Origin of the sequence: Acinetobacter lwoffii (assembly GCF_029024105.1) — a bacterium.
GTDB classification, from domain to species: Bacteria; Pseudomonadota; Gammaproteobacteria; order Pseudomonadales; family Moraxellaceae; genus Acinetobacter; species Acinetobacter lwoffii.
On the sequence record NZ_CP118963.1, the window covers coordinates 1,181,988 to 1,199,307 of the forward strand.

Annotated in this window: 15 protein-coding genes; 11 read left to right on the forward strand and 4 right to left on the reverse strand. The window is 41.4% G+C overall.

All coding sequences use genetic code 11. The features are described 5' to 3' along the window. The first annotated feature begins 40 nt into the window (after window positions 1-40). The 6 genes from PYW33_RS05655 (at window position 41) to pyrF (ending at window position 4,530) form a co-directional block, all read left to right on the forward strand. On the forward strand, window positions 41-472 hold the full coding sequence (locus PYW33_RS05655; RefSeq protein ID WP_004645458.1) for an SRPBCC family protein: 432 nt from the start codon (window positions 41-43) through the stop codon (window positions 470-472). 17 nt (window positions 473-489) lie between these two features. Continuing rightward, window positions 490-1,173: a (d)CMP kinase gene (gene cmk / locus PYW33_RS05660; protein WP_004645457.1), complete on the forward strand. Its 684-nt coding sequence runs from the start codon at window positions 490-492 to the stop codon at window positions 1,171-1,173. A 110-nt stretch (window positions 1,174-1,283) separates the two neighbouring features. After that, window positions 1,284-2,960: a 30S ribosomal protein S1 gene (gene rpsA, locus PYW33_RS05665; RefSeq protein WP_004645456.1), complete on the forward strand. Its 1,677-nt coding sequence runs from the start codon at window positions 1,284-1,286 to the stop codon at window positions 2,958-2,960. Window positions 2,961-3,123: 163 nt separating this feature from the next. Beyond that, window positions 3,124-3,429 (forward strand): integration host factor subunit beta, encoded by a 306-nt coding sequence (locus tag PYW33_RS05670; RefSeq protein ID WP_004278853.1) that lies wholly within the window; start codon window positions 3,124-3,126, stop codon window positions 3,427-3,429. 24 nt (window positions 3,430-3,453) lie between these two features. Then, window positions 3,454-3,813, forward strand: coding sequence for a lipopolysaccharide assembly protein LapA domain-containing protein (locus PYW33_RS05675; RefSeq protein WP_004278852.1), 360 nt, complete (start codon window positions 3,454-3,456; stop codon window positions 3,811-3,813). Window positions 3,814-3,849: 36 nt separating this feature from the next. Then, window positions 3,850-4,530, forward strand: coding sequence for an orotidine-5'-phosphate decarboxylase (gene pyrF / locus PYW33_RS05680; protein ID WP_004645455.1), 681 nt, complete (start codon window positions 3,850-3,852; stop codon window positions 4,528-4,530). Between the two features lie 434 nt (window positions 4,531-4,964). On the opposite strand, the gene PYW33_RS05685 is transcribed toward pyrF, so the two are convergent. Together PYW33_RS05685 and PYW33_RS05690 are read right to left on the reverse strand one after the other, a co-directional pair. Beyond that, entirely contained in the window at window positions 4,965-5,873 is a 909-nt protein-coding gene (locus PYW33_RS05685) for a LysO family transporter (RefSeq protein WP_004645453.1), read from the reverse strand. 68 nt (window positions 5,874-5,941) lie between these two features. Further along, window positions 5,942-7,438, reverse strand: a complete 1,497-nt coding sequence (locus tag PYW33_RS05690; protein ID WP_004645452.1) for a flavin-containing monooxygenase — start codon at window positions 7,436-7,438, stop codon at window positions 5,942-5,944. A 144-nt stretch (window positions 7,439-7,582) separates the two neighbouring features. Here PYW33_RS05690 and PYW33_RS05695 point away from each other — a divergent pair, with 144 nt between their 5' ends. From PYW33_RS05695 to PYW33_RS05705, 3 genes are all read left to right on the forward strand, one after another. Then, complete coding sequence (locus PYW33_RS05695) at window positions 7,583-8,590, forward strand: helix-turn-helix domain-containing protein (protein ID WP_004645451.1); 1,008 nt, start codon at window positions 7,583-7,585, stop codon at window positions 8,588-8,590. An 84-nt stretch (window positions 8,591-8,674) separates the two neighbouring features. Continuing rightward, entirely contained in the window at window positions 8,675-9,826 is a 1,152-nt protein-coding gene (zapE, locus tag PYW33_RS05700; RefSeq protein ID WP_004645450.1) for a cell division protein ZapE, read from the forward strand. 366 nt (window positions 9,827-10,192) lie between these two features. Continuing rightward, window positions 10,193-12,358: a malate synthase G gene (locus PYW33_RS05705; protein ID WP_004645449.1), complete on the forward strand. Its 2,166-nt coding sequence runs from the start codon at window positions 10,193-10,195 to the stop codon at window positions 12,356-12,358. A 44-nt stretch (window positions 12,359-12,402) separates the two neighbouring features. Here PYW33_RS05705 and PYW33_RS05710 read toward each other — a convergent pair whose 3' ends face one another. Beyond that, entirely contained in the window at window positions 12,403-13,707 is a 1,305-nt protein-coding gene (locus tag PYW33_RS05710; RefSeq protein WP_004282307.1) for an IS4 family transposase, read from the reverse strand. Window positions 13,708-13,885: 178 nt separating this feature from the next. On the opposite strand from PYW33_RS05710, the gene PYW33_RS05715 reads away from it, so the two are divergent. Both PYW33_RS05715 and PYW33_RS05720 read left to right on the forward strand, forming a co-directional pair. Further along, on the forward strand, window positions 13,886-15,331 hold the full coding sequence (locus PYW33_RS05715) for an aldehyde dehydrogenase family protein (protein WP_004645448.1): 1,446 nt from the start codon (window positions 13,886-13,888) through the stop codon (window positions 15,329-15,331). 95 nt (window positions 15,332-15,426) lie between these two features. After that, window positions 15,427-16,089: an SOS response-associated peptidase family protein gene (locus PYW33_RS05720; protein WP_004645447.1), complete on the forward strand. Its 663-nt coding sequence runs from the start codon at window positions 15,427-15,429 to the stop codon at window positions 16,087-16,089. 78 nt (window positions 16,090-16,167) lie between these two features. Here the strand turns inward: PYW33_RS05720 and PYW33_RS05725 are convergent, their stop codons facing one another. Then, complete coding sequence (locus tag PYW33_RS05725; RefSeq protein ID WP_004645446.1) at window positions 16,168-16,632, reverse strand: MarR family winged helix-turn-helix transcriptional regulator; 465 nt, start codon at window positions 16,630-16,632, stop codon at window positions 16,168-16,170. Window positions 16,633-17,320 lie beyond the last annotated feature (688 nt).

Sequence of the window (17,320 nt, forward strand, 5' to 3'; positions counted from 1 at the left end):
TTTGCTTACTTTCAAATATCTGCAATCTTCAGGAACAATAATGAACAGCATTCAAGTAAAAAAAGAATTTCCGGCAGCGCTTGATGATGTCTTTAATTTGATGTCCAAGCATGACACCTATAATATTGCCTTCGCACCGATGCAGGTCGAACGAATCAAGGATTCTGCGGATGCTGAACATCCTGATGGACTCGGTTCGGTACGTGCAATGGGTATGGGGCCAATAAAGCCGCTGAAAGAACAAATTACCTTGTTCGAGCCAAATAATCGCATCGAATACCAGATTATTAAAAATCCGTTAATCAAGCATCATTTGGGTATTATTGAATTTGAAGCACTGGCTGATGACAAAACGCTAGTAACTTATACGATTGAATTGCAGGCACGTGCGCCTTTTGTGAGTAAATTAATCCTTGCACAGTTACAGGCAGCGATTAAACTAGGCCTGACAAAACTCGCAAAATCTGTTTAAACAACAACGGGAAAGCAATGACAGTTCAAATTATTACCATTGATGGTCCAAGTGGGTCTGGCAAGGGCACGTTAGCAGCGAAACTGGCTGCACATTATCAGTTTCACTTATTGGATTCTGGTGCTTTATACCGCCTTTTGGGTTTGTCATTGCATCACCATGATTTGCTGGATTCTCTAGACACGAAATTGCCAGAATGCGTACAAATCGCAACAAATTTAGATATCCAGTTTGTCAGTACCGACACTGGAGTGCAGGTGTGGCTGGATGGTGAAGATGTGTCCCAAACTATTCGCACTGAACGGGTAGGAGAGTTTGCTTCAAAAGTTGCAGCAATTCCTGAGCTTAGAACAGCGATGGTTTCACGCCAACATGCCTTTGCGCAGGCACCGGGTCTGGTAGCAGACGGACGCGATATGGCGACAAGTATCTTCCCGAACGCCCAGGCAAAAATATATTTGACGGCCTCGGCTGAATCCCGTGCGCAAAGACGTGTAAAGCAGTTGCAGGGCATGGGGCTGGATGTTAAAATAAGCGACATTTTAGCTAATATCATCGCTCGCGATAAACGAGATATGGAACGCACTGTCGCTCCACTCAAGCCTGCGGATGATGCTTACATTATCGATAGTTCAGATTTGAATATCGATGAAGTATTCCAGCTGATGACCACTTATGTGGATCAGCAGTTAGCAAACTAACCCAATTTTATCAGCAAACGCATAGCTTGATCAGTTTTATATGGACTATGTAGATGCTTAATTAAACCGGCCTTGTCTGATCCAAGACCGCTGACTTTATCGGAAATATCATGACCGAATCTTTTGCAGCCCTCTTTGAAGCAAGCGAATTAAACCTCAACGTTGAAAAGGGTGCAGTTATCCAAGGCGTTGTAGTAAGCATTGACTCTGATTGGGTAACTGTTGACACTGGCCTTAAATCTGAAGGCGTTGTTGACCGTGCTGAGTTCTTAAATGAACAGCGCGAACTTGAAGTTCAAGTTGGCGACACTGTAGACGTAGTTGTTGAAGCACTTGACAACGGTATGGGTCAAACAGTTCTTTCTCGCGAAAAAGCTAAACGCGCAGAAACTTGGACTAAACTTGAAAAAATCTTTGAAGACGGCGAAATCGTTACTGGTGTTATCTCTGGTAAAGTTAAAGGTGGTTTCACTGTTGACATCGGTCCAGTACGTGCGTTCCTTCCAGGTTCTTTAGTTGATACTCGTCCTATTCGTGATACTACTCACTTAGAAGGCAAAGAGTTAGAATTCAAAGTAATCAAACTTGACGCTAAACGTAACAACGTTGTTGTTTCACGTCGTGCTGTTATGGAAGCTGAATCTTCAGCTGACCGTGAAGCTCTTCTTGCTCAGCTTGAAGAAGGTCAAACAGTTACTGGTACGATCAAAAATCTTACTGACTACGGCGCATTCGTTGACCTTGGCGGTATTGATGGTCTTCTTCATATCACTGACATGGCTTGGAAACGCATCAAGCACCCTTCAGAAGTTGTTGAAGTGGGTCAAGAAGTTACTGTTAAAGTACTTAAATTCGACCGCGAACGTAACCGTGTTTCTCTAGGTCTTAAACAACTTGGCGAAGATCCATGGTTAGCGATCATGAACCGTTACCCTAAAGGTTCAATCGTTAAAGCGCGCGTAACTAACCTGACTGACTACGGTTGTTTCGCTGAAATCGCTGAAGGCGTTGAAGGTTTAGTACACGTTTCAGAAATGGATCACACGAACAAAAACATCCACCCATCTAAAGTTGTTCAGATTGGTGACGAAGTTGATGTTATGGTTCTTGAAGTTGATGAAGAACGTCGTCGTATTTCTCTTGGTATCAAACAAACTCGTGCTAACCCATGGGAAGAGTTTGCTAAAGACCACGACAAAGGCGAAAAAGTTTCTGGTACGATCAAATCTATCACTGACTTCGGTATCTTCATCGGTTTACCAGGCGGTATCGACGGTCTAGTTCACTTGTCTGATATTTCTTGGAACGAACAAGGCGAAGAAGCGATTCGTCGTTACAAGAAAGGCGACACTGTTGAAGCGGTTATCCTTTCTGTAGACGCTGAAGGCAACCGTATCAGCCTTGGCATCAAGCAAATGAACAACGATCCGTTCAATGACTTCCTTGCTGCTAACGAACGCGGTGCGTTGGTTAAAGGTACTGTAACTGCAGTTGACGCTAAAGGCGCTACTATTAAGTTAGCTGACGAAGTTGAAGCGACTCTGAAAGCATCTGAAATCAACCGCGATCGCGTTGAAGATGCAACTAAGTTCCTTGAAGTTGGTCAAGAAGTTGAAGCGAAGATCATCAACGTAGATCGTAAATCTCGCGCAATCAACTTGTCTATCAAAGCGAAAGACGAAGCTGAAGAGAAAGAAGCAGTTGCTAACTTGAAAACAGCTCCTGCTGGTCAAGACAATGGTCCTAAGACGATTGGTGACCTGATTAAAGCTCAAATGGGCAACTAAGTAAGCGTTTGAATTGTATTGTTAATGTAAGTTAACTAATACTTTTTATACAAATACTGTAAACGGTAGCGTAGTATTTAATTATTGCGCTACCGTTTTGTATTTAAACAGGTTATTATCGGGAAATAGATCCCAAGTAGCTTGATAATTAAAGAGGTCGCAGATGACTACTGAAGCACTTAATAAGTCTGACTTAATAGAGCGTATTGCGTTAAAAAATCCGCATTTGGCTGAGCCTTTAGTGGAAGAAGCAGTTAAAATTATGATTGATCAAATGATAGAAGCATTATCAACTGACAATCGTATCGAGATTCGTGGATTTGGTAGTTTTGCATTGCATCACCGTGAACCGCGCGTAGGTCGTAACCCTAAAACTGGTAAATCAGTAGAAGTGGCTGCAAAAGCAGTTCCGCACTTTAAACCAGGCAAGGCACTTCGTGACGCTGTGAACGAGTCTGCACAAAAATAATTGTAAATATTTTGCGGGGTGTTCATGCGTTACGTTCTGGTCATTCTTTTATTGGTACTGTTTGGTTATTCATTAGCTTTGGTTTTGCAAAACGGTACCGAATTGTCAGTGGACTTGTTATTTACTCAAGTTCCCGCAATGCGCCTGGGATTATTACTTCTCCTCACGTTATCTTTAGGTGTCGTTTTGGGCCTGTTATTGGGCGTTCAGATCTTCCGGGTTTTTCAGACGAATTGGGAAATAAAACGACTGCGTAAAGACATTGAACATCTACGTAAGGAACAGTTGAATACAGCCAAGTTAATGGCCGCTGAAGCAGCAGCCCATACCCGGCATGAAAAAACTGTATTAGATATTACCAATGAAAATCAAAGCCCATTATAATGGGCTTATTTTTTGCCTATATGAAGGGGTAATCTCTTGAGTATCATCGTCGCACTAGATGCCAAAAGCCAATTTGATGCCTTAGCCATTGCAGAACAGTTAGATCCTGCCTTGTGTCGACTTAAAGTTGGTAAAGAGTTATTTACCCATGAAGGTCCAATTATTGTCAAAGCACTTCAAGATAAAGGCTTTGATGTATTTCTGGATCTGAAATTTCATGATATTCCAAATACAACAGCACAGGCAGTATGCGCGGCAGCAGATTTGGGTGTGTGGATGGTCAATGTGCATGCCTCAGGTGGCCGCAAGATGATGGAAACCTGTGTAGAGCGTTTGCAAGCGGGTAATTATAAAACTCAGTTGATTGCAGTGACTGTATTGACGTCAATGGGCCGTGAAGACTTGAAAGATATTGGTCTGGATATTGAGCCAAATGAGCATGTAAAACGTCTGGCACAACTGACAAAAGACAGTGGTCTAGATGGGGTGGTTTGCTCAGCTCAAGAAGCGAAAATGTTACGTGAAACGATTGGAAAAGACTTTGCATTAGTGACACCCGGCATTCGTCCAGAAGGGTCGAATGCAGATGACCAGAAACGTATTGTGACACCGAAACAGGCAATGCTAGATGGCTCAACACATCTGGTAATTGGTCGCCCGATTACCCAGTCTAAAAATATGCGTCAGACTTTGAAAGATATTTTGGCAACGCTTTAATACGGTTTGAATGACAAAAAGCCTTTCAGTCGAAAGGCTTTTTTTATATATTGAAAAAATGGTTATAAAATAAAAAGGAAAAATGATGACTTCATCTGAACCACAATTAGAAAAAGTACAGAATGACGTGATTCAAAATATTCAACAGGCAGAACAGCTTAAGCAACAAGAATAGCAACAAAAGCAGGCAAGCTCAGCAGATCGGACAGCGAGGATCGATGTGGTCAGTTTGGCATCTGATGCCATCAGTCTCGCTTCGGATGTTATTGAAACAGTAGGCGATGCCTTAAGTGATATTGATTTAAGTTTTTAGTCAGCTCTGCCGGCCCCTTGCTTGTGCTTCGTTTTAAAATTCTGCTTTAAAAATTACCCAGGGAGGAGAGTCCCTCTTTATAAAAGAGGAATTTAGTGAGATTGAGAAAGTGATAAAGTTATTAAATCGCTGCCAGTATACTCACCATGATTGGTGCTAACAGTGACAAAATAAAACCACTGACCATGGCATGTGGAATAAAATCATGCCCGCAGGCTTGTTTAACCATCGGCAGAGTCACATCCATCGCAGTTGCACCCGCTGCGGAAATGGCCGATCTTGGATATCTCCAACCCATACAATACATCAGTAAGATGGCAAAAATTTCTCTAAACAGGTCATTCATCAGGGCGATACTGCCGAGTTCTGCATTTCTGAGTTCTGTCACGACAACGCCTGACATTGAGTAAAATCCATAGCCTTGTGACAGCATGATCAAATCTTTCAGACTGATGTCGGTGTTCCAGAATGAATAAAGCATGACCGCGAATAATGAACCGAAGATGCAACCGATTGGTACCAGGAGAATTTTAAAATTTAACCAGGAACGATCTAAAGGTGAATAAGCCAGATCCAGGCCAATCATGAACATAAATACTAGCAACAAATGCCAGGTGCTGATTTGCAAGGATAGATCAAACAGATTCAAGCCTGTATGTAAACAATATCCGCCTGCGAGAGCCAAAAAAGCATAACTCATGTTCAGCAAGGATTTAACTACTAGATCGACGGATACCCGACCTGAACTCGGAAGAGAACCTGCCCATTTAAATAGTAAATAGCAAAATGCAAAAGCACCGAGCGAAGTCAGAAAGGCAATACTGATCGACGTACTCAAAATCTGTAGGGGATGCTGTAATTCATCTACCAATTGTGAAAATTCAAAGGCAATCGCAATCAATAAAACATAGCTAAAATAGGGCAATAGGTTGAAACAGATTTTAATAATCGAAAGCGGAATTCGTTTTGCCATCGCAAAACCGAGTGCTAGACAGAATAGAAGCTGAAAGATAAGCCAAAGCGATTGCATAAGTTTAATGAATTGAAAAAATTACCTTTAAATTATGCCACCGCTTGATGTCAGATGGTAAAAAGCTTTTAGGCGACTTTATTCAATAATCGATAATCTGCGGCATTTGGCTTTTTTGTTTTGAGCCAGTATTTCCAGGTATAAGTTGGCCATAAGGCAAAGTTCTTGCCGCCTTCCTGCTGATACCAGCTGACACAGCCAGATTGCCACACAGTCTTTTCAAACATATGTTGCACCTGCTGATTAAATGCATTCTGTGCCTGGTCTTTGACCATGATGGCGTCACTATGAGATTGATCGACCAGTTGCATCAATTGCAAAATATATTCAACTTGTGCCTCAATCATAAAAATGACAGAGTTGTGTGCCAATAGGGTATTTGGCCCCAGTAACTGAAACAGGTTTGGAAAGTCTTTCACGCAAATTCCATAATAGCTTTCAGCACCTTGTTTCCACATTTCATTCAACTCTACGCCATCAAGCCCGGTACATTGAAAATTCTTCATATAGATACGTGGATCGGTAATGAATCCGGTGCCATAAATCAGACAGTCAATCGGCCGCTCTTTTCCATCTTGTGTAATGATACTGTGTTCAGTCAGTTCCTGAATCTTCTCGGTCACCAGTTCCACATTATGGCGGTTAAACGTCGGGAAGTATTTATTTGAAACCAGAATACGTTTGCAGCCCATGATGTAATCGGGAGTTAGTTTCTTGGCCAATTCAGGGTTTTTGACCTCATATTTAATGAATAGTTCTGCCAGTTTTTGGGTGAATTTCATAATGCCCGGTTTGACAATCGGTACCACACGCGATTCATTTGACCAATACAGGCGGGCACGGTGTAGCTTTCTAAACCAGTCATATTTTTTAAAGAGTTTCTTTTCAAGATTCGGGTAGGCACGTTCATCACGAGGAATGACCCAAGCCGCAGTACGTTGCATGACATACAGATGTTTGCATTGTGGGGCAATTTCCGGAATATATTGAATGGCACTGCCACCTGTCCCAATCGATGCGACATTTTTGCCAGTCACATCATAAGCGTGATCCCATTGCGCAGAATGAAAGACTTTACCTTGGAATTTCTCAATACCAGGAATATGTGGGATTTGCGGAATATGTAAAGGTCCGGAAGCGAATATAACAAACTGGGCTTCAAGGATACTTTGATCCTGTAGCTGTAATTGCCATAGACAGCGTTCTGCCTGGTAATGTGCTGCCAGTACTTCGGTATTTAAACGGCAAAAAGCACGCAGGTTATAATCGGTCACCAGATCCTGAATATAAGAAAATATCTCGGGTGCTTCCGCATAACGTTTGGACCAATTGCTTTTCGGTGCAAATGACAAGGAATATAAATGTGATTGCACATCACAGGCTGCTCCAGGATACTGATTGTCCCGCCAGGTTCCGCCAAAATCGCTACCTTTTTCAAGAATAATAAAATCATAAATACCATGCTGTTGTAAACGTATTGCCATGGCAATCCCTCCGAAACCAGCTCCAATAATGGCAACTTTAGTATGGGGATGGGAACGTGTAGCGGTGGCATAATCTAGCATCAGTAAATTCCTTACTTATTTTAATGTTGGATATTTATCGTAATTTGCTCCTTGATGATTAGATAGAAAATTGATCTAAACGGCAATAGCCGACACATTATTTTTATAGTACAACTAGAATAATCACATTGTATTTGTATGGTTATGAAACGTTCTGTTCTCAGTCTGATGTATTTGATTCAAGGAATGCGCAAGGCTGGCATGGAGGTCGATCAGAAACTGCAAAACATTGGGCTGCGTGTAGATGCCTTTGATCCAAGCTCGGTGATCCATCCGAGTCTGGAACATGATGTGCTTAAGGTGGTGGGACAGGAAATCCAACCTGAACAGGGATTATTGATTGGCCAGCATTATGCTTTGGCAGGTTATGGTCCCTTACTCATGTTGCTGGTGACCAGTCCTACGGTACGTGATGCATTGAATCAGGTGATCCGTTTTCAGCAGTTGACGCATTTGACCGGTCAGTTGGCCTTGCAGCAAAGCGAGCATCATAGCGCGCTATGTTATCGAGCCAAGCAGCAGGATGATCATTTGAGAATGTTGCTGGCACAGGCAGAGATTTCCGGAACGTTTAAGTTTATCCGGGAAATCTACAAATTGATGGGCTTATCCAAACCTGATTTGCGGATCGAGTTGCCATTTGCCTATCCAGAAGATCTGAATACCTTAAAGGTCTACCATGATTATTATGGAACACAGGTACAGTTTGATGCATCTCGGGCAGCATTCTGGTTTGATGAAGCAGTGCTAGATATTAAAATTCCCTCTGCGGATGCGGTGACTTTTGCCGTCTATGAAGCCAAATGTCTGGCTGAACTGGAACGCTTGCAACAGGATGAGCAGACGCCGACTGTGGTGCAGCGCGTGCAGGATTATCTGGAGATCCAAAGCGGCCTGATGCCCAGCATGGCTGAAACGGCACAGGCGCTGAATATCCCGGAACGAACCTTGCGGCATCAGTTACAGCAATGTGATACCAGTTATAAGCAGATTCGCGAAGAAATTATTAAAGATAAGGCTTTGCGACTGATTGAATACAAACAGTATTCGATTGAAATGATTGCAGAATTATTAGGCTATTCCGAGCCAGCCGCTTTTAACCATGCCTTTAAACGCTGGTTTGGGCAAAGTCCTCGGCAATATATAAAATAGCCTAAGCTAGTTTATGCCAAAGTGTTATAGCGTGTTGATTAAACTCCGCTATAATTAAATTGATCCCAAATAGTACGAAATTCTATGTCCGATTTTAATTCACAGCACAGCACCGCTTTTAGTCCGATTTCTCCTGCAGAACGTTATGCACAAGCGATCTCTTCGGGACAGTTTATGCCTGATGAAGCACAGGCAATGGCAGTACATGAACTGAATCGTGTCTGGCTGGAATTGATTCAGCGTTTTAAGGCATCGAAAAAAGCATTTCGCCGCTTTCGCCGTCAGACGTCTCCGAAAGGCGTATATATGTGGGGTGGAGTAGGGCGTGGCAAAACTTGGTTGATGGATCAGTTTTACGATTCGATTCCGTTTCGCCGTAAAACCCGGATGCATTTTCACCATTTTATGCAGCATGTGCATCGTGAGTTAAACAAATTATCCGGACAGCGTAACCCCCTAGATATCGTGGCAGATCGGATTTATAAAGAAGCGGTCATCATCTGTTTTGATGAATTTTTTGTATCCAACGTAACGGATGCGATGATTCTAAGCGATCTGTTCCAGAAGCTATTTGAACGCGGTATTACCTTGGTCGCTACCTCGAATATCGCACCGGACGGTTTATATAAAAACGGCATTCATCGTGACCGTTTTATGCCTACCATCGAACTGGTCAAGAAAAACTGTGTGGTCTTAAATGTTGATGCCGGAGTCGATTACCGTCTACGGGTTCTAAAACAGGCACAATTGTTTAAATTCCCGTTAACGCATGATCATAAAAACTGGATTGCTCAACGTTTTAGCGCTTTGACCCAGACTCAGACCTGTTCTGAAGAGCCGATTATTATCAACAACCGTATTGTTGAAACCGTTTCACATACTGAAGATGTGTTGTGGTGCGAGTTTTCTGAACTGTGTTTAAAGCCACGTAGTCCGGCTGATTTTATTGAAGTCGCCAATATTTATAATACGGTTTTGGTCAGCAATGTGCCACACCTGACCGATTTTCTGAATGATGGAACACGCCGTTTTATTTATCTGGTCGATGAATTTTATGACCGCGGCGTCAAGTTACTCTTAACCTCAGAAGATAATATCGTGGATATTTACCAGGGTGAAAAACTGGCCTTTGAAATTGAACGGACCCGTTCCCGTTTGCTGGAAATGCAGTCGGATGAATACCTGAATTCTGAACATCGCCAGATTGAGAAAATCGCCTCCGTGAACGCAGAGTAACCATAAAAGCGCTGGTCATTTACCAGCGCTTTTTTTATAAAAATAGGGACTTAAATTATCGACAAGCCTGATTAAACATGGCTTAATCTTGATCTAAATATGATCGTGTATAACTAGAATGCATAATTTTTACTCGAAAATCTGAACTTAAGTCTAATTTCTACATTTCGAAAACTTTATACACTGTCATTAAGGTATTTAGCAGAATGATATCTATTTGCAACTGACAAAGATCAAATATGTTTATGAGGGTATTCATATTAGAAAAAATGCTCAGTATTTAGCAATGTGATAATACTATTCAGCTAGATTTTAATCGGTATACTAGAATCTCTTGTATAAAAAGTAGCAATATCAGGAAAGACAATGACTGCACGTATTCAAAAAGGCAAGTTAGCGATTGCTAAAGAACTTTACGATTTCATCGAAAATGAAGCACTACCAGGTTCTGGTTTAGACAGCGAAACATACTGGAAAAACTTTGAACAAGTCGTTGTTGATCTTAGCCCTAAAAATAAAGCACTTTTGGCTAAGCGTGATGACATTCAGGCGAAAATTGATGAATGGCACCGCAATAACACATTTGAATTACAAGCTTACAAAGCTTTCTTGACTGAAATTGGCTACTTGTTACCAGAAGTAGAAGATTTTCAAATCAGCACTGAAAATGTAGACGAAGAGATTGCAGTACTGGCAGGTCCACAGTTGGTGGTACCGGTACGTAATGCACGTTACTGCCTGAACGCTGCAAACGCACGTTGGGGTTCTTTGTACGATGCACTTTATGGTTTCGATGTCATCTCTGAAGAAGATGGCGCGGAAAAAGGCAAAGGCTATAACCCGAAACGTGGTGAAAAAGTTGTCGCATTTGCAAAGAATTTCCTCGACGAAACTTTCCCATTGGCACAAGGTTCGCACGCAGACGCAACTCAATACGCAGTTGAAGCTAATGCACTGGTTGTTACCCTAAAAGACGGTTCAAAAACAACTGTGGCAGATGCCGCTAAATTCGTTGGTTACAATGGCGAAGCTTCAGCACCGACTGAAATCGTACTTAAAAATAATGGCTTGCACGCAATCATCCAGATTGATGCCAATAGTTCGATTGGTCAAACTGACGCAGCAGGCGTAAAAGACGTCGTTCTTGAAGCGGCAGTTACGACCATTCAGGACTTGGAAGACTCGATTGCAGCCGTTGATGCTGAAGAAAAAGTGGAAGGCTACCGTAATTGGTTAGGCCTGATGAAAGGTACTTTAGAAGAGTCTATTGAGAAAAACGGTAAAACTGTTACCCGTAAACTGAATGAAGACCGCACTTTCAAAAATGTAGAAGGTGGTGAAACTAAAGTTCATGGCCGCTCATTGATGTTGCTGCGTAACGTTGGTCATTTAATGACAAACCCGGCGATTCTGGTAGATGGCGCAGAGATCTATGAAGGCATCATGGATGCACTGGTTACGCCATTGTTGTCTTTCGCAGACATCAAAGGTGAAAACACGATCAAGAACTCGCGTCAAGGTTCAATGTATATCGTTAAGCCGAAAATGCATGGTCCTGAAGAAGTAGCATTTGCCGTTGAATTGTTTGAACGTGCCGAACAGGCACTTGGCTTACCTGCAAAAACTTTAAAAATCGGGATCATGGATGAAGAACGCCGTACTTCTGTGAACTTGAAGAACTGTATTGCACAAGCCAAAGATCGTACTATCTTCATCAATACAGGTTTCATGGACCGTACCGGCGATGAAATCCATACCTTTATGGAAGCTGGTCCATTCGTTCGTAAAGGCGAAGTAAAAGGCCAAATCTGGTTCCCAGCTTATGAAAACCGTAACGTGATGATCGGTCTGCAAGCGGGTTTACGTGGTAAAGCACAGATTGGTAAAGGCATGTGGCCAAAGCCAGACATGCTGCTTGACATGTACAAAACCAAAACTGAACATCCTGAAGCGGGTGCGAGCTGTGCATGGGTTCCATCACCTACAGGTGCGGTGATCCACGCGATTCACTATCACCAGATTAATGTTGCAGACCGTCAGCAAGAACTATTGTCGACTCAGCCTTTATCTCTAGATGATTTGTTGACACCGCCATTGGCGAAAGACACCAACTGGTCTGAAGAAGAAAAAACCAAAGAACTTGAAAATAACTGTCAAGGTATTTTAGGTTATGTGGTTCGTTGGGTAGATTTGGGTGTAGGTTGTTCTAAAGTGCCAGACATCAATGATGTCGGTTTAATGGAAGACCGTGCAACTCTACGTATTTCTTCACAACACGTTGCGAACTGGTTGCGTCACGGTATCGTAAGTCGTGAACAGGTAGAAGAAGTCATGCAACGTATGGCGAAAATTGTGGATGAGCAAAATGCCAATGATCCATTGTATACGCCAATGTCTGCTGACTTTGCCAACAATATTGCATTCCAGGCAGCATCTGACCTGATCTTCAAAGGTGGTGAGCAGCCATCAGGTTATACCGAGCCGCTTCTACACGCAGCGCGTTTAAAGTTAAAAGGTTATACAGGTGATTAATCCTGTCTAGCTTAAAAAAGCCTCTTCGGAGTAATGCCAGTCAGTTAAGAAATTGACTGGCATTTTCTTGGATATTTTTGTGCTTTAATTTTCACTACTCGCGGACATTGCCTTTGCCTTTTTTCAGGTAATACAAATATTTTAGATTGTTCAAATAATTGCGCTAAATGTTTGGGTAGGTTTCCTGCTGATTCTAAAGGTGTGTGCCTTAAGATATTGATAATACTCATAGATGCAATATGGAAACTGATCCTTAAAGGACTCACCTTTGCATGTTCAGCGATAAACCTCATCTGTCTTCTTAAGATATTATATGCAATAAATACCCCCCACAATTCTTGATAGACCAAATCAGGTTGTTTGCTTCTTAAAATCCTTGCATCCTGTAAATCACTTTTAATTTCCCGATAACACATTTCTATTTCCCAACGCTGGATATAAAGCATTGCAAGGTCTTTGAATGGATAAACTTTAGAATCTGTTAATGATGTAATGTAACGTCTTATTTTTCCTGCATATTCAACTTCAATTAAACGTGCTTCCCAATAGTCACCCAATGACGGATTTATCTTTTTTGCTCTTGCTGAAACAGGCATTTTGATCTGAAAGTCATGGGCCGCATTATGATGAATCACTTCATAACGCAGGTTGTCCTTTGCTCGCATCAACCAATGACTCTCTTCTGCCTGAGATTGCCAGCTCACTAAAAAATCAGCAGAGAAGTAAGCACGATCAAATAGGGTAATACTGCGAACTGGTGCTTTTAATTGACTGGCTAAGGTTAATTCACCTTGATCCATACTACCCATTTGGGCATCAATCATTTCATGGGTATTGGTATTCACCAGGCAAGTCGCTCTAACTTGTGGGTAAGGTGCAGCTGCTGTTTTGCCTTTGGATGAACCAAAGTGCTTAAAGTTTTCTTCTGTATGAGGCATAGACCAAACCACACCATCTACAGCACAAACGCATAGACCGTGAAAGTTGCTATATTGTTGTTGTGAGTCTTTAAACCATGCCTGACTTAATGTCGAAAATAAAGCACTCATGGGTTCTAAGCCTAAGCGTTGTCTTGCTTGTACGGATGCACTCGGTACACAGTATTCTGCCGTACCGAAAACAAGTTGCAATTGTTGAACCACATACCAAATCGGTTGATTTCGAAATAGAGCAAGTCCGATTACCAGCCAAACAACATGTTCAGCAGGCAGTTTTCTTTTTCGAATTGATGCTTTACCTGTTTGGTCTAAGCAATCTTCAATCCAGTTTAAATCAATCAATTCACTGAATTGTGAAAGTGAAGGTAGGGTTTGTTTTAATGTTAAATCTAGATTCTGAGATAAATTCATAAAAAAAGAGCGTATTTACATACGCTCTTTTTACAGCATTTTAACTTTTTTTGCTTAACTGACTGGCATTACTCTTCGGAGGCTTTTTTATTGTCTAATGGTAAGCCGTCGTTGTTCTGACTAGAAATTTTCCAGCTGAACTCTTAAAGTGGGGCAAAGCATGCGAGGAAACAATAAAATGATGACGGTATATCAAAATTTAGACCAGCAGTTTATTCATGGTCAGTGGCAAGGCGGTACTTCAACCAGAACAATAAAAAATATAAACCCCTATACCCAGAGTGAAATTTTTAGCATGGCAGCGGCCAGTTCTGTCGATGTAGACAGTGCTTATACCGCAGCAGAGCAGGCTTTTCAGCAGGGTGTTTTGAATTCCACTGAAGTACGAAAAACAGTGCTGCAAAATGTGATCACAATTATTCAGCAGCGTCGTGATGAAATCATTGACTGGCTGATCATTGAATCTGGTAGTACACGTATTAAGGCAGGCCTAGAGGTAGATGCTGCTCTGGGCATTATTCAGGAAAGTCTGGCTTTTCCAGATCAGATACAAACAGAACAGCTGGAAAGTAAAGATCCCGCACGTAAAAGTCTGGTTTTGCGCAAGCCTTTAGGCGTGATTGCAGTCATCAGTCCATGGAACTTTCCATTTCATTTGTCTTTACGTTCAGTGGCTACTGCAATTGCCTGTGGTAATACCGTTGTATTGAAGCCGGCCAGTGATACCCCGGTGACTGGCGGTACCTTAATCGGCAAGCTATTTGAAGAAGCAGGTTTAGCTGCAGGTGCACTGAATATCGTTGCCGGGGCTGGTAGTGAAATCGGGGATTATTTTGTTGAGCATTCAGCGCCGAAAATGATTTCATTTACCGGTTCGACTGAAGTGGGGAAAAGTGTCGGCAGTAAAGCCTTGGCCAGTTCCCGAATCAAGCGTCTGGCACTTGAACTGGGTGGCAATGCACCTTTGGTTATTCTGGATGATGCCGATCTTGATCTAGCAGTTGAACTGACGCTGATGGGGCGTTTTATGCATCAGGGACAAATTTGCATGAGTACCAATCGGGTCATTGTCGATGCATCAATCCATGATGCTTATGTAGATAAACTTCTGGATCAGATCAAAATGATTCCAGTGGGTGATCCAAATCTGGAAGATACCGTGATTGGACCGATCATTAACCAGAGTCAGGTTGAAAAACATCAACAGATCATTCAAACAGGGAGTGAGCAGGGCGCGCAACTGGTGTATGAAGGGGGAATCGAAGGGAATCTGGTCTATCCACATATTTTTATTGATGTCGCGGAAGATTCCGATCTGGCGCAGCAAGAAAGTTTTGGGCCGATTTTACCTATCTTAAAAGCCCGGGATGAAGCACATGCTTTAAATCTGGCCAATGCGACTGAGTTCGGTTTGTCCAGTGCAGTATGTACCTCAAACATCGAGCGAGGCACTGCTTTTGCCGCACAACTGGATATTGGGATGACACATATTAATGGCATTAGTGTTGCAGACCAGTCAAACGCACCCTTTGGTGGCGAGAAAAATTCAGGATTGGGTCGTTTTAATGGCCGCTGGATTTTTGAGGAATTTACCCGGACACATTGGTTAACTGTACCTAATTAATAACAGTCAACGCGCCTAAAACTATAGAAATACGACAGGCTTAGACTTGGCATCACGCTATAATCTGATAGTCGAATGATTTACATATATGAACCATGTGCGCCAACTTTAAGCCTTTAACCTTAGAACAGTTGCATAATCTGGGATTGCCAGAAATTCCTTTTGAATATCCAGAGGAGGTCTATCCCAATTATGCTACACCGCTTTTGTTTCATTCAGCTCAAGGACTGGAATGGCGTTCCGTGAATTTTGGACTCATTCCGAAATGGGCAGAAGACAAAACTATAGGTACCAAGACCTATAACGCCAGAAATGAAACCTTACTGCAAAAGCCCACCTTCGCTGAAGCCACCGCCAAATGTCATTTTGGCGTCATTCCGGTATCGGAATTTTATGAGTCTAAATATTTTGACAATAAACCGCAGCGTTGGGGTGTAAGACGTAAAGATGGTCAGGCGACTTTTATTGCAGCTGTGTATGAGATTGCTCGGGTACAAGGTGAAATTGTACGCTCTGCCAGCATGATTACCATGGATGCAATTGATCATCCCATGATGAAGGAGTTTCATGAGCCGGGTAATATCAAACGCTCGGTTATTGTGATTCCACAGCAGCGACTGCAAGAATGGCTAACGCTAAGGCATCCAGATATTCATAGCTTTGTAGAGGGCTTTCCAGTAGAAGAGTTCGAATGTTCACATGTACCAAAAGAAAAAATCAAAAAAGTCAGTCCACAACTGAACTTTTTTGATTTTTAGAAAGCTCTGGCGAATTATTTATTATTGTAAAGTGTACGCCAATTCGCCAGCGTCTATTTAAAATAAAAAGTAGGTCTCTTAACGAGCTAAATTTTTGAAAATATGACGTAAACTTTCCATGGTTTTTTCAATTTGCAAAGGCGTTAAACCTTCAAATGACTGTTCCAGTACCACATTAGTTAGATCATTGATCTTATGTGTCATTTGCATGCCTTTATCGGTCAAAAATACTCGGGTAATCCGTGCATCATCCTCACATGAATAGGTTTCAACCAGACCTTCGTCCTTTAAACGATAAACGATTTTAGTTGTGGTCGACATTTTAGAGACAACCATTTCTGACAAATCAGAAACACTGGCATGTGGCTTTGATTTTAAGGCAAGAAGGATACGGCGGCGGGAATTGTCAACACCATATTTTTTTAGTGCATGATCGACATTAAGGACATATTGAGCATGAACCTGAGTTACCCAATAATATGGAAAGTTTTCTAAATTAAATTCTTCCGTACACGGCAAAAATTTTGCATATTTCTTAGTCATGAAATGTTCCTTGTATTTATTTTTCTAGGGCCCGTTCATTTTATGAAAAAGTTTATGCATGTTTCAACCTTTATTTTAAAAATGTTAAAGCGCTAACACTTTTTAGTTTTGCTTAACACCCTAAGGAGTTGATCAGTTCTGCATGTGAGCCTTATCAGGTGCGGAGATTGTTTTTTAAAATCGGATGAAAGGCGATAATATTTTGTATAAATTTAATTCTTCAGCCTATTTTTAAAGAGTAGAACTGCTGCCAAGACATTTTATGATTGTTGATCAGCCTTTTAAATTAATTTTAAATATAAGCAATTGCATTTTAATGAATTAATTCATTAGGAGAAGATAGGCTATTGAATGGTTTTAGTGACTACATTGAGTGAGCGTTTGAAGCGATATTTTTAAGTGATTGTTCTTTCAATAAAAAAATAGTTTATACTTTAATCTTTAAGTAACCTTAAAAATAATGGTCAAATCGAACTAAATGTTGTTTATTTTTAATTCAATTAGAATAAATGATGTAGAAAAATTAAAATTAAAATTAACTAGTTTGAACATCAACCAGTCGGTTTTAAAAGTCTCAGTAAAATCATGATCATGTAATTTTTTTGTAAATTAATACATTACAAAATACTCAGTTTATGCATAATGGAATAGTCTTAAGTTGCATAGGTTTTATTTTAATGGATCCCTC